The organism is Citrobacter sp. Cb031 (assembly GCF_030336725.1).
GTDB lineage: Bacteria > Pseudomonadota > Gammaproteobacteria > Enterobacterales > Enterobacteriaceae > Citrobacter > Citrobacter braakii.
Genome location: NZ_JAOWDA010000033.1, coordinates 405,269 through 424,415 on the forward strand (window position 1 = coordinate 405,269; position 19,147 = coordinate 424,415).

The window sequence follows — 19,147 nt, forward strand, 5'->3', positions numbered from 1 at the left end:
ATTATTTTGTTTTTGTGAATAATTCGTTGTTTATTTCGTCATTCATTATCCAGCCAGTTGATAAAAAACTCGCTGAATGCTGTCACCTGTAAAGGTTGAAAACGCCGTTGCGGGTAGACAAACTGGAGACCAACCTGTTTTTTGTCATGGCGACTGAAACCAATAAAGGTATCGGCAAATAACACTGTGAGCCGGCCCTGTTCCACATCCCGCTTCACATCCCACCATGATTTGCTGGCGATACCGGCACCTGCCAGTACCCACTGACGCAGCAGAGCGCCATCATCACATGTCATGGCAGGTATGATCTGTACGACAACCGGCTCATCTTGCTCTTCAAAACGCCATTCGTTCATCAGCATTCCGCGTTGTTCCATTACCAGGCAGCGATGCTTATGCAGTTCTTCTGGATGTATGGGTTTCCCGTGTGTTTCAAGGTATTGCCTGGACGCGACCAGCACCCGGTGATTGGGGCGGATAAATTTGGTCACCAGATTGCTGTCCGGGAGGTTGCCAAAACGCACGCTCATATCCAAACGGTTGGCGATTAAATCCACCACACTTTCACTCAGATAAACCGAGCTTCTGACTTCAGGATGCAGGCGGGAAAAATCGAGCAGTGCGGCCGAAAGATACTGCCGGCCAAAATCTGATGGCGCTGAAATACGCAGACTGCCACTGAGCATCCCCTCTTTCTGTGTCAGTTTCGACTCGGCCTGCGCCATTTCCTCCATCACGCGAAGTGCGGCGTGGTAAAAATCCTCACCGGCGCGTGTCAGTGCAATTGCCCGGGTGGAACGATTAAACAGCCGGGTCTGATAGCGTTCTTCCAGTGCCTTTAACCGGGCCGTCATGGTGGCAGGAGAAAGATTCATCCGCCGTCCCGCTGCGGCCAGTCCACCCGCCTCCACGACTTCCACCAGTAACGTCATATCTTCAAACTTGCCCATTATTCCGTTTTCCTGAAAATAGAATCTGTTATTCCTGCCATTATCAAAGCGACGCGCAGGACGTAAAGTCAAGCCATAACTGACTGCCCTGGAGAACAGAACATGCAACAACACCCTCTTTTTGAAACCACACAGATTGGCCATCTTGAGCTAAAAAACCGTATTGTGATGGCGCCGATGACCCGTGCACGTACCGCGCAGCCGGGCAATATCCCCACTGCATTGATGGCGGAGTATTACCAGCAACGCGCCAGTGCAGGTCTCATCATCACCGAAGCGACGCAGATTTCTCCGCAGGGTCAGGGTTACTCCTGGACGCCGGGTATTCATTCCGCTGAACAAATCGCAGGCTGGCGTCTGGTGACCGATGCGGTTCATAAAGTGAACGGCAAAATCTTCTCTCAGTTGTGGCATGTGGGGCGTATGTCTCATGAAAGTTTTCACCCGGATGGCAAGCCTGTTGCTCCTTCAGCGTTGTCGCCGGAGGCACAGGTGTGGGTAGTCAACAGCGAGGGTGTGGGTGAAATGGTTGACTGCCCGGTCCCGCGTGAGCTGACCCATGGCGATATTCAGCAGGTGATTGCGGATTACCGCCAGGCGGCCATCAATGCTATGGAAGCCGGATTTGACGGTGTGGAAATCCACGGTGGCAACGGGTACCTGATTGACCAGTTCCTGCGTCGCTCCTCGAATAAACGGACCGATGAATATGGCGGCAGCCTGGCAAACCGCGTGCGTTTCGCTCAGGAAGTGCTGGAAGCCATCAGCGACGCCATTGGTGCAGAGCGCACCGGTATTCGCCTGGCGCCATTTATCACCCAACGTGGCATGGACGACCCACAGGCCATCGAAGCGATTCTGGCGCTGGCGGCCTGGTGTGAAACAAAGGGCATCGCCTTTATTCATCTGGCTGAAGCTGACTGGGATGATGCACCGCAGGTGCCTTATGAGTTCCGTGAAACCCTGCGGGCAACCTTCAGCGGCGCCATTATTGTGGCGGGGAATTACACGCGTGAAAAAGCCGACAAACTGCTGGCGGCGGGTGTGGTGGACCTGGTGGCCTTCGGTCGCCCGTTTATTGCCAACCCCGACTTCCCGAGCCGTCTGAAACAAAACCTGCCGCTGGCAGAGATGGGCAATCCGGCGACACTGTTTGGCGGTACTGAAGTCGGTTATACCGATTATCCGTTCCTGACGACTGAGGTCTGAATCATGACACAACGCACACTCATTATTGGTGGTGCTACCGGTATTGGTTTCGCCGTGGCACAGCTTCTGGCAACCCGTGGGGAGCATATTATTCTTGCCGGTCGCCATCACGACAAACTTCAACATGCCTGTCAGCAACTTCAGACAACCGGTGCGTCAGCGGAAAGCCTGGTACTGGATATCGCCGATGAAGCGCAACTTGAGCGCCTGGCCCGGACGCTTGAACCGGTGGACAACATTGTGGTGACGGCGGGCTCCCAGGCGCCGGGTGGCGCATTCACCACCCTGGATTTGAAGACCGCAAAACAGGCGTTTGATACCAAATTCTGGGGCAGTCTGGCAGTTGCCCGTCATCTGAGCGGGAAAATTAAACCCGGAGGAACACTGACCCTGACCAGCGGTTTTCTTGCCCGTCGTACCGTTCCCGGTACCCTGGTGAAAACCACGATGAATGCGGCTCTGGAAGCTGCAGTGAAAATGCTGGCAAAAGAGTTATCTCCCCTGCGCGTTAACGCCATCAGTCCGGGGCTGACAGATACTGAAGCCTACGCAGGCATGGCACCGGAAGCACGTGAACAGATGCTGGCGCGGGCGGCAGAAAATCTACCGGCCAGAAGGTATGGTCGTGCAGAAGACCTGGCAACAGGGTATCTGTTTGTCATGGATAACCCCTTTGTCACCGGCTCGGTAGTGGATATTGAGGGTGGGGCCCTGATTAATTAACCCGGAGAAATGAAGATGACTCACCTGGATGTGGTTAAAGCCTATTTTAAATACTGTGTAGACGGAAAAGATGTCGAACGCGTGAATGAATTTTTTGATGAAAACGTGGTGATTCATCGTCCTGACTGCCCCGGGCCACTAGTCGGTCTTGAAGTTTTTAAAAAAGGGCTGCGCGAGAATGTGACCGACCGCTATGAAGCCATTGTGACGACATTTCAAAAAGAGGTTGTTGCTGACGACCAGGTTGTTGTCGCCCTGACTCATGTGGCGACAGGATCTAATACGTGGAACGGTTTTGACGTCAGTGGCAGGGATGTCACCTGGACCAGCCTGACCTATTTCAGGTTCAATACGTCCGGCAAAATTGTTGAGGAAATAGTGGAGCGCAATGAATTAAATATGGCGCGTCAGTTAGAACTCGTTGATTTTTAATCGGTAAGCTATAAGAGAAATACAGGGGCTGTTTTATGTGAAATGGTAAAGCAGCTCTTTTTTTGCTACTGCAGATATGTACATTTTTCTTATTGAATACACACATGCACAAGCATCCGTCCTGAATAACAAAACGATTAATCTGGCCCAAGCCCTACAGGGCCTGGTCTTTTTACTGATATAAAAGGATCGGTAACTACCGACGGAGAAACAGGCTCTAAGAATGGGATCGCATGCTCTGAATCTAAATTAGAGTTAGTCAATACAGGAGATGCATCTTTCACAACTGTCACGCAGAATGGAACAATTGAAACACTAGCTTCCGTACATTATAAAACACAGGTCCTAATACTTTCTGTGGAAAAACTTGTCTGCCGGTTACTGGTGGCTAAAGCTCTAAATTAAAGATTTGCAACCTCCTCCTCAGGAGCGTAATAATAATTCCCCCTTGAGTCCACATGCATCATCAGTTCCTGTTTCCTGATTTTTGACTGTTTTCGGCTAAGTGCTTTGGATTTGGATTTGGATTTGGATTTGGATTTGGTCACAAGATCTGCGCTTACGATTCCCATGGCCAGGCTGCCTTCAACGTTTCGCACTCCAAAATTACTCGTGACGTGTTTCTGGGTAGAGAACGCCTGGTTAAGAGCAGATATCTTTGAACTGGTCGAAACAATCACAGGGGTAGCCTTGTATCGCATCACAAAATTCTGAACCAAGAACGACGACACAAGGTGACAGATTAATTATTTTTTACCACTGTAAATTACCGTAATTTTGTCTGGTTTCCTCAGCGTTGGCGCAGTGTGTGGATCAATCCGATATACAGGAACAATGACGGCATTTTTTCCGCTGAACAGGATGGGTACCCAGCAGTGAATGCGCGGGTCTTTCGTCGTCTCCGGAATGCCATTTGAACCAAAAGACATGAGGTCAATCACGTTGATAAAAAGGGCATTCTTCAGGTCAAAAAAGAATTCGTTATAGATCACATCTTTGGCCATTAAAATTACCGCATCACCCGCTGCCAGTTTTAAAGGGGATGAGTCTTCCTCTTTCGATCCCTCATCTGTAAAAATGATTCTATCCGTGTAGATGAAACACGCATATTGAGCGGCCAAATCGGTCATGTCCAGGAACGACTGGCAGAGATCATTGATATATCGGTTTTCTACCCTTCCAACAGCCTTATCCTGACGATAATGTCGCTTCCGCTCACGAACATGCATCACGCCATTAACGCTGTCAAAGTCATACACTTTTCTAACCTGAAGCTTACTTTCCCAAATTTCCAGACAATACTTCTCAGCCATGACAACATTACGTCTGCGTGGCAGGTCTTGTTGGTAAACACCTGCCAGCAACCGTGACTTCAGTTCATCAGCAAGTTGATAATAGCGATTAACGTCATTAAGAACAGGAACAGTGGCATCCAGTAATGTAGTAATGACCTGCGATCGGGAAATCTTCTGTGTCCTGCTGTATTCATCCAGGACTCGTAATGTCTCAGAATTAGTGATGCTGAAGGTGATACGTTCCATCATGCCCATCCCTTGTTAATCATATTTGCATTTTTGCATAACTTTTTATCTTAATTTCTTAATTATCATTGTGGTAATTTTTATTACTACTCACAACACGCTACCTTATTAATATCATTTTATCCTACTGCCAGAGCCCCTTCTTGGCACTACTCTGGCAGTCTGGATAACCAGAAAAGATATTTGGGTTTTTAGTATAATTATATCCTCCTCTTTTCTAATCCCTCCTTTCTTGCCATAGTCATCATGTCCTCCATATCGCTTCTCACCAATCATCCTCACCATTATCACGATAGTGGTGTATCACGAAGAATATCGTGATCGCTTACATCATCTTAAAAAATACATATCACCACATTCCTTTGTATACCCATCACAAAGGACTCAACCATGGATTTCCCATACACTTATAACAACCGCTACACGATGAACTGGTTCCTGCTGTCGCTACTGAACCACCATCTTAATCAACTATTGGAACGCTACTCCCGTCTTCAGCCTCTCAGAATTGATCTGTTCTATCAGAAAGACACATGGCGTTATGACCACCACGGATGGCACGAAACGGAGTTGGAAGTACGTCAGTTAGTCGAACGTATGATGCGCGAGAGCAGAATCGTGGGTTATTTCTGGGTGCTGGAGTTTCCCCCAAAGCATAAATGCCATTCTCACATCGTGATGTATCTCGATGGTCACAATAATCAATCCACATACCCGGTAGCAGAACAAGCGGGAGGGATTTGGCTGGAGATAACGGAAGGGCAGGGTTACCACAATCGTTGTGATCACAAGGACTGTTACGAAGCCGATATCACCCGTCCTGTTAATTACGATGATGCCGAAGCTATCAATGGACTGCGCTACATCATCAGCTATCTGGCTAAGGAGAAGTCAAAACACGGACAAATATACTACGGTGCCAGCGAGGTACCGCCATCAAGTGGATTAGGCAGGCCCAGAGGTCTTTAACATCGGTTCTGCACTTTTTTACATATCACCCCATTGATGTGGAAGGGCTGGAGGTAACAGGCAATCAACCACCAGCTCAGGATAATCCCACAATGGAAGATAGCATTATGACAGAACAAATTTCTTTGCTTGATGACCAACTGGTGGATATGCGATTCATCACGAAGCTAACGGGGCTGACGGATAAATGGTTCTATAAGCTGATAAAAGATGGATTATTTCCGAAGCCAATAAAACTGGGTCGTTGCTCCCGCTGGTTACAGAGTGAAGTCGAAGACTGGCTAATGCAACGTATTGCGGACTCACGAGGCGGTTGATACGATCAACTCCCTCTGAATTATATTGTAGTGAGCCCTTTCTCTTACCAGTTTTCTCTGACACAGCTCATCTGAAGTCACCAGATATTACCAGTAGCTCCCCTTCAAACGCCCTAACTTGATAAACCTGCCAGACTACACGTACTGGGACGGCTGGCGTCTGCGTATCGTCTGGTGGTAAGGAGCCCAAATATGTTTACCAAATCTTTTATCGTACTCGACGGTAATTGTCGCCTGACCGGTGCAAGAACGACAAAACAGTATCCGTATGACCATAACAGCGGCCCCCTGTGTGGCAGTGCGCTGCAATTCAATCCTCAATACGACACAAAACGGCCGTGGTTTGAATACGGTGCAGAAGATCTCACGAAGAGCTACGGCGAGCAGTACTGCTCATATGTAAAGCCCGGTGTGACGGAGACCTGCCATATCCGGCAAATGCAACATTATGTACAGGATGCACGACCGTTGGTTTTCTTGGCTGTTTGGCACTGTTACGACTGCGACAGCGATTACCACTGTGAACGCCACTGCCTGACCTGCCGAACCAGTGAGCATAACCATATGTTCTCTGATACTGAAACCCGGCCTGCGGAGGTGGTGATATGCGCATGCTGAAATGTTATCTAGCAAATAACCGTGGAGGTCACTTTGTGACGGCTGACGAAGCCATGAGCGCACCGGGGCAGATATGGAGCTGCGCCTCATGTGGCTGTCGTCTGGCGCTGCATGCAGGCTCTTCCTGTGATGCAGCCTGGTTTGAACACGACCAGCGCTCAGTGGCGCAACATGTACTGATGAGCTGTGCCCATCTGGATCCGGAAGTCAACGCGGAAACTCGCCACAGAAAGTTACGCAGCATTATCGACGGATTGGATGTACCGGTGATAACAAGCTCCTGGTACTGTGTCTGGTGCAGTGCTCATTACAGTGGGGATAAATACTGTGCTTCATGTGGGACGGGCATTTACAGTATTGAAGAATCCAGTTGGCAACTCAATTACTGCTGCGACATCGGTCTTGAATAATGGCTGTCAGCTTGGAAGACCCGCGTGATCTGTATTGTATTCCTGCCGCTGTCTTTATACGTTTCAGATCCTTATCGGATTGATGCTCATTCCGTTGAATATCAGCGTTGTAGCTACCTCTTCTTAACGTCTTCTTTGATGTTGGTGCTCACTGTGATGCTGAGCTGATTACAAGAGCAGAAATCAATAACTCCCGACTTTTCCGCGAAAGAACTGAACACAAGTGTGCTTTACAAGACCCTTATTATCTATCAGAACAAAACTTTTCCTGAAAGTGCTGTCGGCATTCAGCTATTGCTGAACATATATCTCGTGCAGGGCGCATGTGATTGGTTATTGCTGTCTGGAATCCCTTACCGGTTTGAAATCCCAAGTGTTCAAGACTTATAACATCGTCAGTCTTGATCCAGCCACGCTCGCCATGCTCATCGATATTTCCCTCACGATAAACGATGATTTTCTCCGGGTAGTCAGGATTTTCACCTTCCTTCGAGAAAATCTCATAGCGGACATCGCCGGTGCGTTCATTGCTCAACAGCAGTACTTTTGCCAGATTGAGTTGTACCATTGTTGCCTCCCGGTCCTCAGGACATACGTTGTTTTACGGATTTGAAGAACATATCCCACAAATGTTCTGCCATACCTTCATTAGTCAGTAATGTGTTATGACTGTTTCCGGAGAACCCCATCATCGTGCGAAAACCCAGAGACTGACCGTTATCCGCCAAACTTAAACTTTCGTTGTAGCTGTTTCGAACCATGCCGTCATGACTGAAACAGACTGAGCCTACCCCATGGAGTCTGTCACCACGCCAGACCCCACACTGCCCCGTCCGGGTACCGTGTAAATAAATCGCGCAGGTGAACGCGCTGGAGTCAACCGGTTGAAATTCCACTTCTATACCTGGGTTGCGTTGTTTTAGCTCGAAGAGAGAGTTTTCGAAATAGCGTGCAACATACTCAAAACCTTCACGGCTAGCCCGATCTTTATCGAGATCGCTGAATGCTTTTGGAAGCGAGAGATTGCCGGATCGGGGCTGTAAAACTGTATTTACCGACGGTGATAGTTGAGCCTTTGATGAAGTTGAAGCGTGGGGCACTTGGGTTGAATTGTTGGTATCAATACGGGCAGCAGCCTTTGATACTGCATCAACAACCTGCACAAACCCGTCATCATGACTGGGAAACTGAGTAATCGGTTTCCCATCTTTGGTTGCGGCCAGTAGCTTACCAAAAGGAAGATTGTGCCATGCACAATTGCGCAAAATCACCGGGATGACTATCGCTTCCCCTCTTTCATGCCGCGCCATTGCATTCTTAATTTCAATATTCCAGCAATAATCCGATGCAATGAAGTCGCTACTGACTAACAGCAGAATAATATTGGCTTCGGCGAAATAGCGATCTATTTCATGCTCAAATTCCTGCCCAGGAGCAATACGTCGGTCATGCCACGCGCTGATTGTTCCCATACGTTTTAACGGTGAGAGATGCGTTTCGAGCTCGTTACGCAAAGCTTCATCTGCATGAGAATAGGAAAAAACGAGGGTAGCCATAAACGTTAATCTCTCCTGAAATATCCTTGATATACAGCTATTGTAGTTAGTGTAATAAGGGGCAAACAGCCCCTATGCGATTAACATGCACTCATCCCATCAGGAGGCATCTTAGGGTTGGTTGCAGCTTGGTTTACCAATTTAAGGATCGCTTCCTTGCCAAACTCCTTGCATAGACGAGCAATGTCCCTTTGTGCATGTGAGCGTTTATGTTGCGCGTGTAGCCTTGCGCATTTCCTCATAATCTTCTCCGGATCGGACTTCAGAGAATGAAGATCTTCTTTACTGATGAAAAAAACCGCCTGATTGGTGATTCCACCAACATCAGAGCCCGTTGAAACGGAATTTGTTGAGACAGGGAGATTCTTCTGCTTCAAGGAGTGAATGACCGCAGAGGCTCGTTTAACGCTAAAATCGGCATTAATTTCATACCCTGCAGTAGTGATCGTTTTTCCATCACATAAGGCTGCAAATACGCACAGGCTTGATTTTTGCAAACGTTTTATCACGTCAAGCATGATGAAATTACCTGAAAAATAAGCATTGAGCTTATGCCGCGCAATTTCGGGTGAATACTGGTCGGTTACTTTTTCCATCAGTTACTCCAAATCGGTTTATTGGTACCGTTACTGGAGCCAGGCTTGTCGATTACGTTGTGAATAACGTATACTCGAAATGCGATTAGCAGGGCTCAAGTGGCGGATTATTCCTCCGCAGAGGTTTTGTTTTTCTGGTGAAGGTTGTTTGCAGACAACCTTCACCATCCCTTCCAGAAGAAATACTCATACAGAACAATTGTTCTATCCAAATATTCCTCCAGAACGATACTGCTGATGATCAATTTATCAACAGATGTCAATGCTAACTCATTGCAAGAAGTAGATCAACATGTGATAATGAACAGTATACTTAATGTATCATCTATTGGAGTGTTACGATGGCAGAATTTCATGACGTTCATTTGGAACTGCTTGTTGAAGCTTATTCGCTTCCTCAGGCAGAGCGACTGGCGTACATCGATTTGTGTATACGCTACCTCGGCAGCATATCCAGGGCCGAAATTATGGCTGAGTTCAAAGTTGCACAGGCTGCAGCCTCAAAAGATCTTGCTTTATATCGGGAACTCAAGCCAGGTAACTGTAGTATTGATACGGCAACCAAAAGGACGATTATTTCTCATGGTAGCTATACACCATTGGTGCAGATTAGTGTTCATACAGCGCTGAATCTGATCCAGTATGGTTTTTCTCGTTCGGAGTTGATGCAAAAACGTCCGATGCTGCCGATTGATGAGATAGACCCACTTTATCTACCCGAGCGTTTGAAAGAAGAACAGGTCTATGTTGTCACCAGGGCAATAAAAGGCCGCTATGCGATCAAATGCTCATATGGCTCAGAAAGTGGCGAGCATGGCAAACGGATACTATTTCCATCAGCATTATTTGTAGATCGGAAAAACTGGTACTTCAGAGCTTATGATCGAAACGATTCGGATCCAAACCTGAGTGGGTTTAAAAACTTTAAGTTATCGAGAATTTTTGATGTTGAGCAAGAGGAATCGATACTGCCGACGGTTGCAGAGTTGACGGACAGAGAATGGAATGAGGAGGTTACCTTCATCATTGCATTCAAAAAAGATCTTCGACCTGAGATTGTCGATAAAATCTCTCGCGAGTTTTCGATCAGCGGAAGTGTGCATTCTGTTACATGCCGCGCTGCTTTGGCCTGGTACGTAAAGACCAACTGGAAAATAGATCTGACAGGAAATAACAATAATGGTTGGTTGTATTTTGATGTACTGAATAAAGAAGCTTTACAAGAAGTTAAATGCCTGGAGAAGTTGTTTGAAGAGTAATATTTTCAGTCACTGCTCTTCCAAACTGGAGTTTGATTGCGGATGGGCAAGTTATTGCGTCAACATTCGCTACCTACTGCCTTACGCTAGGTGTGGTTCGGGTGATGTCACATGTTGATGATGCATAGTGGCTGAGACTGATAACGGTTCAGCTCACCCGCCAGTGGGTGGATGTACTGCCTGAGCGTTCTAAATTACTGATCCACTACAACCCGTATTCGCAGGCTGAGCGACCTTTGTGGATGGTTTCACCGAACTAGAGGTTCGTGCCATGCAGAGCTTTAGTCTGCGCCATCTGTGACTTCACCAGTTATCTGAGTGAATTGTGCAGAACCAGAACCGGCTACTGTTCTTCTGCCTTAGCGGCGTATCCTAGCCTGACATGAGCGTTGATTCCCAGCGAACCGCCGATCGACGTTCCAAGCGAAAACATGATCGACCAGAGCTGGATACGCAACTTTGCAACCATTCTTGATTTTCGCGATAAATTTCAGAGTCCGTCATAGCGATTATCATTTCGAGTAAAACGCGACAAATGTACTCGGGCAGTTAACAGAGAACGTGTAACATAGATATCAATTGAGCATACATTATACTGCCAGCCGTTCTAGGATTATGGGGCGCTGCATGGCCTGAGACGTGATAAAAATCAAAACAGGGAACACGATGAAATTCACCGAAGACACCCGGGTAAAAATCCCCGTCATCCTCCACCTGATACGGCTGGGCTACCGCTACCTGTCTCTGAAAGAACAACACTGGGACAAAGAAACCAACATCTTTCCTGACCTTTTCACCGCAGCAGTTGGCAGAATTAACCCCGGAATTGCGCCCGACGACATCGGGCGCCTGTTAAAAGACCTCAGGCTGCTTCTCGACAACGACGACCTGGGCCGCGCCTTCTTCGAAAAACTCAGCGACCGTTCCGGCATCAAATTGATAGACTTCGATAACTTCAACAACAACAGCTTCCATGTCGTCACCGAACTAACCTGCGAAAACGGCGATGAAGAGTTCCGCCCGGACATCACGCTACTGATCAATGGCATGCCACTGATCTTTATCGAAGTAAAAAAACCCAACAACCGCGAAGGTATAGTCGCAGAACGCAACCGCATCAACGAACGCTTTAAGAACCCCAAATTCAAACGCTTCGCCAATATCACCCAGTTCATGATCTTCTCCAACAACATGGAGTATGACGACAGCGACCCGGAGCCGATTCAGGGGGCTTTCTATGCCAGCAGCTCTTACAGCAACCCGGTATTCAACTACTTTCGCGAAGAAGAACTTTTCAACCTGACGGCGTTACTGAAACCACTGCCAGAAGAAACCGAAATCGCCGTCCTGAAAGACAACAACCTAGAAGTCATTCGTACCAACCCGGAATTTCAGACCAACAAAGATCACAACCGCCCGACCAACCGCCTCTGTACCGCGCTGTTAAGCCGAGATCGGCTGGCATTTATCCTGCGCTATGCACTGGTATACGTCGCCGAGTCGGGCGGCATCCAGAAACACATCATGCGCTACCCACAGCTATTCGCTACCAAAGCGATCGAACGTAAACTTAACGCTGGCGTAAAAAAAGGCATCATCTGGCACACCCAGGGCAGCGGAAAAACCGCGCTGGCTTATTACAACGTGCGCTTCCTGACCGATTACTTCCAAAATCAGCAGGTGATCCCAAAGTTCTACTTTATTGTTGATCGTCTGGATCTGCTCCAGCAGGCGCAGCGTGAATTTTCCGCCCGTGGCTTAATCGTTCACCTTATCGACTCCCGCGAAGCCTTCACCCGCGATATCAAAGCGACGCAGGCGCTGCACAACCACCACGGCAAAGCGGAAATCACCGTCGTCAATATCCAGAAATTCCGCGATGACCCGGACGTCGTCACCACCAAAGACTACGACATCAGCATCCAGCGCGTGTACTTCCTCGATGAAGTCCACCGCAGCTACAACCCTAAAGGGAGCTTCCTGGCGAACTTAAGCCAGTCGGATACCAACGCCATCAAAATTGGCCTGACCGGCACGCCGCTGCTGGGAACGGACTACAACTCCCGTGATATCTTCGGCGACTACATCCACAAATACTACTACAACGCCTCCATTGCCGATGGCTACACGCTGCGCCTGATCCGCGAAGAGATCGCCACCAACTACCGGATGATCCTGCAACAGGCGCTAAAAGAGGTGGAAGTCAGAATGGGCGATGTGGATCGCAAATTCATCTATGCCCATCCCAGCTTCGTCAAACCGATGCTGAACTACATCGTCACCGACTTTGCCAAAAGCCGGGGCGCGCTGAATGATGACACCATCGGCGGCATGGTGATTTGCGACAGCTCTCAACAGGCCAAACAGATGTTTGAGTTATTCAACACTGACTACGCCGAATCACCCACCGTCGCCGATGACGTCACCGACGAAATGCCGGTATTACAGGCCGCAGAACCCGCCGCCGTTTACCAGATCCACGCCAAAGAAACGCGGAAAATAAAACGCGCCGCCCTGATCCTGCACGACATCGGCAGCAAGCAGGAACGCAAAGAGTGGGTGGAGCAATTCAAGGCGGGCGAGATTGACCTGCTGTTCGTCTACAACATGCTGCTCACCGGCTTTGATGCCAAACGGCTGAAAAAACTCTACCTCGGACGGGTGATCAGAAAACACAACCTGCTCCAGGCGCTGACCCGCGTCAACCGTACGTACAACCACTTCCGCTACGGCTACGTGGTGGACTTCGCCGACATCCGCCAGGAATTTGACGCCACCAACAAAGCCTACTTTGAAGAGCTACAGGCCGAACTGGGCGACGAAATGGAGCACTACTCCCGCCTGTTCAAATCGGCGGAAGAAATCCGCGAAGAAATCGAACACATCAAAGACGTTCTGTTTACCTTCGACACGGAAAACGCGGAAATCTTTACTGACCAGATAAACCAGATCCAGGACCGGGAAACCGCGCTGGCGCTGAAAAACGCGCTCGCCGACGCCCGCAGCCTGTACAACCTCATCCGCCTCCAGGGCAACACTGAATTTCTTCAGGCGCTGGACTTCAACAAACTCAACATCCTTTACCGCGAAGCCAGCCGCCGCCTCGACTTACTCAACCTGAAAGCGGATCTGGAACAGGGCGCTGACCTCTCCGGCCTGCTGAACCGGGCGCTGGAAGAGGTGATCTTTGAATTCCATAAAGTGGGTGAAGAAGAGCTGGTACTGGCCGACGAACTGAAAGAAACGCTGCGCCGTACCCGCGAGGCGCTGGCCGCAAATTTCGACCAACAGGATCCGCAGTTTGTCAGCCTGAAAGACGAACTGGAGCGCCTGTTCAAGAAAAAGAAGCTCAGCGAAGTCACGCAGGAAGAAATGGTTGCGAATATCGGCACACTCAATAAAATTCATGACCGCATCAAAGAGCTGAACCGCCAGAACAACCTGCTGCGCCAGAAATACCGGGGCGACGTGAAATACGCTCGTACCCACAAACGCCTGCGCGAACGCAGCGGCCTTAGCGAGCCGGAGCGTAAAATCTTCGAAGCACTGCTTGGCGTTAAGCTGGATGCGGATGAAAAAGTGCTGAATAACAGCCAGATACTGAACAATGAAAGCTACTTTGAACGCCAGATCGTGTCATGCGTGCTGGAACACTTTGAAAATCAGCAGCACATCACTCTCAGTGCAAAAGCGGCTGGCGACATCAACCGCCTGATTGTGGCGGAATACCTGAACGAATTTAATACCGGAGCACGTACGTGGTAGAACTGGAATTTAGAGACAAAACCAAAACCCTGATCGATAGCTTGAAACAAATTTGTGCGAACTACGGTCTGGGTAACGACGGTAATGAGTTCAAAATCATCACTCAGGCATTCCTGTACAAATTCCTGAATGACAAATTCGCCTTTGAAGCCAAAAAGGTGGATAAAAGCATCGCCAGTGCCGAAAAATGGGAAATCGTGCTCAATCAGATGAGTGAAGAACAGCGGGATAAACTGCAACTGAAGATGAGCGCCGACACCGCACGTCTGAAGCCGCATCACTTCATTCAGTATTTATACAACCGTCAAAATGAGGCGAATTTTTCCACCACCTTTGACGATACCCTGATGGATATCGCAGCTACCAACAACGACGTCTTCGCAGTAAAAACCGACGGCGGCGCGAAAGTGGTACTATTTGAACGCCTCAGCCAGTATATCGCCGACGAATCAAAGCGAGATGACTTCTGCCGCGCCATCATCAACAAACTGGCCGATTTCAGTTTCGAACGTATATTCACGCAGAAATTCGACTTCTACGCCACCATCTTTGAGTACCTGATCAAAGACTACAACAGCAACTCCGGCGGCAAATACGCTGAATACTATACGCCCCACGCCGTGGCGCGCATCATGGCGGAAATACTGGTGCCAAAAGCGCAGCAGGGCGTTGTGCGCAACGTAAGCTGTTACGACCCGTCCGCCGGTTCTGGCACGCTGCTGATGAACGTGGCGCACGCCATTGGGGAAGATCGTTGCAGCATCTTTGCCCAGGACATCTCACAGAAATCCTCCAGCCTGCTGCGCCTAAACCTGATCCTCAACAATTTGGTACATTCGATCCCTAACGTTATCCAGGGTAACACCATTTTGCATCCGTTCCATAAAGATGGCAGCATGCTGAAACGCTTTGACTACATCGTCTCCAACCCGCCGTTTAAGATGGATTTCAGCGACTTTCGCAACGCGCTGGACAGCAAGGAAAACCAGCAACGCTTCTTTGCCGGGATACCGAAAATCAAAGACAAATCCAGGGACAAAATGGAGATTTATCAGTTGTTCCTGCAACACATCATTTTCTCGTTAAAGCCGGGGGGTAAGGCTGCGGTAGTAGTGCCAACCGGGTTTATTACCGCCCAGTTCAGCATTGATAAAGGCATTCGCGAACATCTGGTGAAAAACAAAATGCTGGCGGGCGTGGTCTCCATGCCGTCGAATATCTTTGCCACTACCGGCACCAACGTGTCGATCCTGTTTATTGATGCTAGCAATAAAGGGAAAGTCGTGCTGATCGACGCCTCGAATTTAGGTGAAAAGGTCAAAGACGGCAAAAACCAGAAAACCGTGCTGACTGAGTGTGAAGAAAAACGGATCTGCGAAGCGTTTAACAACAAATGGAGCGAAGATAATTTCTCCGCGGTGGTCAGCTATGACGAAATCGCTGGAAAAAATTACTCGTTCAGCGCCGGGCAGTATTTTGATGTAAACATTGAATACACCGATATAACGCCTGAACAATTTGCCGCAAAGATGAAAGGGTTTACGGAGAATCTGGAAAGTTTGTTTAGCCAGTCGCGAGAGCTAGAAGCGGAGATTAAGAAGCAGATGGCGGGGCTGAAGTATGAGTAATTGGCCTATTGAGAAATTGAAAGGAAAAATAAATATAAAACATGGTTTTCCTTTTAAGGGAGAATTCTTTTCTGAGCAAAAAACAGAATTTATTGTGCTCACTCCGGGTAATTTTTATGAAACTGGGGGCTTTAAAAGACAACCAGGCAAAGAAAAATTTTACACTGGAGAGTTTCCCGAGGAATACATACATAGCAAAGGTGATGTAATTGTTGCTATGACGGAACAAGCTGCTGGTTTGCTTGGTAGCTGTGCCCGAGTGCCAGAGTCTGGACTGTACTTACATAATCAACGATTAGGGTTAATAAAAACAAATCCGCAATATTTGTTGAAAGACTATGTTTATTATCTGTTTAGAACAAATACTGTTAGAGAACAAATCAGGCTTACATCGTCGGGTTCAAAAGTTAAACATACCTCACCAGAAAGAATCTATGATGTTAAGGTACCGCTCCCTGATGTAAAAACACAACAGAAGATCGTAGATATTCTCGATGGAATCGAGGATAAGCTCGAACTTAACAACCGCATCAACTCTAAATTGAAGGCGATGGCGAAAATGCTGTACGACTACTGGTTTGTACAATTTGATTTCCCAGATGCCAACGGAAAACCGTATAAAACCTCCGGCGGGAAGGTGGCGTATAACGCCATGCTTAAACGAGAAATCCCAGTGGGGTGGAATACATCTACACTTTGGAATATAGCTAAGTACACAAATGGCCTTCCGATGCAAAAATATCGTGAAGATAGTGATACTTACTTGCCGGTTATAAAAATTCGCGAGATGAATAACGGTATTAGTGCCGACACAGAGAGAGCCCGAGTTGATATTCCTGAGGCAGCAATAATTAATGATGGTGACGTATTGTTCTCATGGTCTGCGACCCTTGATGTGAAAATTTGGTCACAAGGTAAAGGTGCATTAAATCAACATATCTTCAAAGTTAGTTCTGATAGTTATCCCAAAAGCTTCTATTACTTTGAACTTTTAAATTATCTAAAGCATTTTAAAATGATCGCAGATCTTAGAAAAACAACAATGGGTCATATTACTCTTGATCATTTAAAGCAGGCTTACATCTGCTTGCCACCTTTATTTTTATTAGAAGAGTTTCATAGCAAAGTTGAAAATATATTTCAACAACATCTTTTGCTTGAGAAAGAGAATAGAAGTCTGATCAAACTGCGTGACTGGCTCCTCCCTATTCTTATGAACGGACAGGTCAAGATTAAATAACCCCCAACGTATTTTTCGAAGCGCAATCCAAATCTGGACTGCGCTTCACATCCCCCAACAAAAAACATGCCATCCATTACTGGTAGTGATTTCTCTCACATTTTCCATGTATTAATTATTATTACTACTACACCCAAACGACCTATAATCGTCATCAAAGAGCCGACTTTTCACTATAATTAGACAATCAATCCAGTTCAGTAAATCGCCGGATATACATTATTATGAATACCCCGGCGATTTAGGATATATTTTTTCCCTTGGTGGAATTGACTTATTTAAACGGAATGTTGATGAAGTGGTTCGTTCCAACTTATCTCAATGATTGTTAGTTTTGGCATAGTCAAAGGGAGAGATGACTTCTTGCCTATTCGCATCCAGATAATCAGCCCACCATTGCAACATTAGTCTCCTCTCTCCTAAATGCTCCGCCTTATGGATGTATGCCGCCCGCACAGAGTTACGCTCCTGGTGACTCATCTGCCTCTCCACTGCATCTCTCGACCACAAACCTGACTCAATCAGAGAACTACAGGCCATCGTTCTGAAACCATGCCCACAGACTTCCGTTTTCGTGTCATAACCCATTACTCTCAGCGCCTTGTTCACCGTGTTCTCACTCATGGGTTTACGCGGATCATGATCACCAACAAAGATCAGCTCTCGATTTCCATTCATGCTTTTAATGTTTTCCAGAATAGTTAAGGCTTGCCGCGACAAAGGAACAAGATGAGGAGTCCGCATCTTTGAACCACGCTGAGAATGCTTAACACCGTCCAACGGTTCACGCTCACCGGGGATCGTCCACATGGCCGTTTCAAAATCTACTTCAGACCAGCGTGCAAAACGCAGCTCGCTTGAACGGATGAAAACCAACAACGTGAGTTCAACCGCCAGTCGGGTTAACGGTCTGCCGGAGTAATGATCAATACGATGAAGTAGTTCAGGAATGCGATTGAGTTCGAGCGCAGCACGATGCTGCCTTTTCGCCGTAGCAACCGCACCAGCAATTTCTTGCGCGGGGTTGTAGTCGATTAACCCACTCTGCACAGCAAAGCGCATAATCGCGGTAGTACGCTGCTGTAAACGGGCGGCAACTTCAAGGCGTCCGGATGACTCCACAGCTTTAATGGGTACAAGAAGATCCCGAGTCTTAAGCTCCGCAATGTTCCGCTTACCGATGGCAGCAAAGAGATTATCTTCCAGACTTTTCAATACACGAGTACTATGCGATGCAGACCATTTCTGATTGCTGGCATGCCAGTCTCTGGCAACCACTTCAAACGTTATCGCCTCTTGCTCCTGCTCTACCTTAACGGCTTTCTTGTTCTCACTGGGATCAACACCATTAGCTAATAGCTTACGGGCCTCATCCCGGCGTGCCCTGGCATCCGCCAGCGATACTTCAGGGTATTTCCCCAGCGCCAGCATCTTCTCCTTACCGCCAAAACGATAACGAAGCCGCCAATATTTGGAGCCGTTAGGGTGAACCAGCAAAACCATGCCGTCGCCGTCAGTCAGCTTATAGGCTTTTGCTTCAGGCTTAGCCGAACGAACCTTCACATCACTCAGAGCCATGATGAGTATCCTTTCAAGGGTTCTGTGTGGGTACAAACATTATCGAACCGGGATATACCCGCAGATGTACCCACTTCAGTAAGTTGATGTAGATTGAATCAGGTTGACTTAGGTTGAGTGAAAAAGCGAGAAAAGCCTTGCGGATACTGGATTTCAGGCACAAAAAAAGACGTCCGTTGACGTCTATTGATGTTCCGATGGTGCCGAAGGCCGGACTCGAACCGGCACGTATTTCTACGGTTGATTTTGAATCAACTGCGTCTACCGATTTCGCCACTCCGGCACGGAAGGGATGCGGAAAACGTTGTGGATTATACCTGTCATGCGCCACCATGCAAGCACCAGCGTGTGCCTGA

Annotated in this window: 17 protein-coding genes, 1 tRNA gene and 1 pseudogene; 12 read left to right on the forward strand and 7 right to left on the reverse strand. The window is 47.8% G+C overall.

All coding sequences use genetic code 11. The features are described from left to right. Positions 1–38: 38 nt before the first annotated feature. Positions 39–950, reverse strand: coding sequence for a LysR family transcriptional regulator (locus tag OGV93_RS15615; RefSeq protein WP_287109720.1), 912 nt, complete (start codon positions 948–950; stop codon positions 39–41). Between the two features lie 102 nt (positions 951–1,052). Between OGV93_RS15615 and OGV93_RS15620 the strand changes: the two genes are divergently transcribed. The 4 genes and pseudogenes from OGV93_RS15620 to OGV93_RS23855 all read left to right on the forward strand — a co-directional run. Continuing rightward, a complete protein-coding gene (locus OGV93_RS15620) occupies positions 1,053–2,159 on the forward strand; it encodes an alkene reductase (protein WP_287109721.1) in 1,107 nt (368 codons plus the stop codon). 3 nt (positions 2,160–2,162) lie between these two features. After that, on the forward strand, positions 2,163–2,882 hold the full coding sequence (locus OGV93_RS15625; protein ID WP_287109722.1) for an SDR family oxidoreductase: 720 nt from the start codon (positions 2,163–2,165) through the stop codon (positions 2,880–2,882). A 15-nt stretch (positions 2,883–2,897) separates the two neighbouring features. Then, a complete protein-coding gene (locus OGV93_RS15630) occupies positions 2,898–3,314 on the forward strand; it encodes an ester cyclase (protein WP_207389020.1) in 417 nt (138 codons plus the stop codon). Positions 3,315–3,491: 177 nt separating this feature from the next. Continuing rightward, positions 3,492–3,719, forward strand: a pseudogene (locus OGV93_RS23855) (TRL domain-containing protein); the annotation flags it as partial. Between the two features lie 341 nt (positions 3,720–4,060). Here the strand turns inward: OGV93_RS23855 and OGV93_RS15635 are convergent. Then, positions 4,061–4,858, reverse strand: a complete 798-nt coding sequence (locus tag OGV93_RS15635; RefSeq protein WP_287109725.1) for a YagM family protein — start codon at positions 4,856–4,858, stop codon at positions 4,061–4,063. A 387-nt stretch (positions 4,859–5,245) separates the two neighbouring features. Here OGV93_RS15635 and OGV93_RS15640 point away from each other — a divergent pair, with 387 nt between their 5' ends. The 4 genes from OGV93_RS15640 (at position 5,246) to OGV93_RS15655 (ending at position 7,169) form a co-directional block, all read left to right on the forward strand. Further along, positions 5,246–5,824, forward strand: coding sequence for a YagK/YfjJ domain-containing protein (locus OGV93_RS15640; RefSeq protein ID WP_287109726.1), 579 nt, complete (start codon positions 5,246–5,248; stop codon positions 5,822–5,824). A gap of 107 nt (positions 5,825–5,931) precedes the next feature. Then, positions 5,932–6,141, forward strand: a complete 210-nt coding sequence (locus OGV93_RS15645) for a helix-turn-helix transcriptional regulator (protein ID WP_080958348.1) — start codon at positions 5,932–5,934, stop codon at positions 6,139–6,141. A gap of 192 nt (positions 6,142–6,333) precedes the next feature. Continuing rightward, complete coding sequence (locus OGV93_RS15650) at positions 6,334–6,759, forward strand: putative zinc ribbon protein (protein WP_287109728.1); 426 nt, start codon at positions 6,334–6,336, stop codon at positions 6,757–6,759. A gap of 35 nt (positions 6,760–6,794) precedes the next feature. Continuing rightward, the gene (locus OGV93_RS15655; protein WP_249418067.1) at positions 6,795–7,169 is read left to right on the forward strand and encodes a putative zinc ribbon protein; all 375 of its coding nucleotides are present in this window, start codon (positions 6,795–6,797) and stop codon (positions 7,167–7,169) included. A 244-nt stretch (positions 7,170–7,413) separates the two neighbouring features. Here the strand turns inward: OGV93_RS15655 and OGV93_RS15660 are convergent, their stop codons facing one another. The 3 genes from OGV93_RS15660 to OGV93_RS15670 all read right to left on the reverse strand — a co-directional run bounded on the left by OGV93_RS15660 (position 7,414) and on the right by OGV93_RS15670 (position 9,321). Beyond that, on the reverse strand, positions 7,414–7,737 hold the full coding sequence (locus OGV93_RS15660) for a hypothetical protein (protein ID WP_287109730.1): 324 nt from the start codon (positions 7,735–7,737) through the stop codon (positions 7,414–7,416). Between the two features lie 16 nt (positions 7,738–7,753). Then, on the reverse strand, positions 7,754–8,725 hold the full coding sequence (locus tag OGV93_RS15665; RefSeq protein WP_287109731.1) for a toll/interleukin-1 receptor domain-containing protein: 972 nt from the start codon (positions 8,723–8,725) through the stop codon (positions 7,754–7,756). 80 nt (positions 8,726–8,805) lie between these two features. Then, on the reverse strand, positions 8,806–9,321 hold the full coding sequence (locus OGV93_RS15670; RefSeq protein WP_045259590.1) for a hypothetical protein: 516 nt from the start codon (positions 9,319–9,321) through the stop codon (positions 8,806–8,808). Between the two features lie 341 nt (positions 9,322–9,662). Between OGV93_RS15670 and OGV93_RS15675 the strand changes: the two genes are divergently transcribed. The 4 genes from OGV93_RS15675 to OGV93_RS15690 all read left to right on the forward strand — a co-directional run bounded on the left by OGV93_RS15675 (position 9,663) and on the right by OGV93_RS15690 (position 17,213). Next, positions 9,663–10,580, forward strand: coding sequence for a WYL domain-containing protein (locus tag OGV93_RS15675; RefSeq protein WP_045259591.1), 918 nt, complete (start codon positions 9,663–9,665; stop codon positions 10,578–10,580). 666 nt (positions 10,581–11,246) lie between these two features. Beyond that, on the forward strand, positions 11,247–14,345 hold the full coding sequence (locus tag OGV93_RS15680) for a type I restriction endonuclease subunit R (RefSeq protein ID WP_287109736.1): 3,099 nt from the start codon (positions 11,247–11,249) through the stop codon (positions 14,343–14,345). After that, the gene (locus OGV93_RS15685) at positions 14,339–15,973 is read left to right on the forward strand and encodes an HsdM family class I SAM-dependent methyltransferase (protein WP_045259593.1); all 1,635 of its coding nucleotides are present in this window, start codon (positions 14,339–14,341) and stop codon (positions 15,971–15,973) included. The genes OGV93_RS15680 and OGV93_RS15685 overlap by 7 nt, the downstream gene beginning before the upstream one ends. Beyond that, positions 15,966–17,213, forward strand: a complete 1,248-nt coding sequence (locus tag OGV93_RS15690; protein WP_287109738.1) for a restriction endonuclease subunit S — start codon at positions 15,966–15,968, stop codon at positions 17,211–17,213. Before OGV93_RS15685 ends, OGV93_RS15690 begins: the two co-directional genes overlap by 8 nt. A gap of 318 nt (positions 17,214–17,531) precedes the next feature. Here the strand turns inward: OGV93_RS15690 and OGV93_RS15695 are convergent, their stop codons facing one another. Both OGV93_RS15695 and OGV93_RS15700 read right to left on the reverse strand, forming a co-directional pair. Continuing rightward, positions 17,532–18,791 (reverse strand): tyrosine-type recombinase/integrase, encoded by a 1,260-nt coding sequence (locus OGV93_RS15695; protein ID WP_287109740.1) that lies wholly within the window; start codon positions 18,789–18,791, stop codon positions 17,532–17,534. Between the two features lie 198 nt (positions 18,792–18,989). Next, positions 18,990–19,074, reverse strand: a tRNA-Leu gene (locus OGV93_RS15700). Positions 19,075–19,147: the final 73 nt, after the last annotated feature.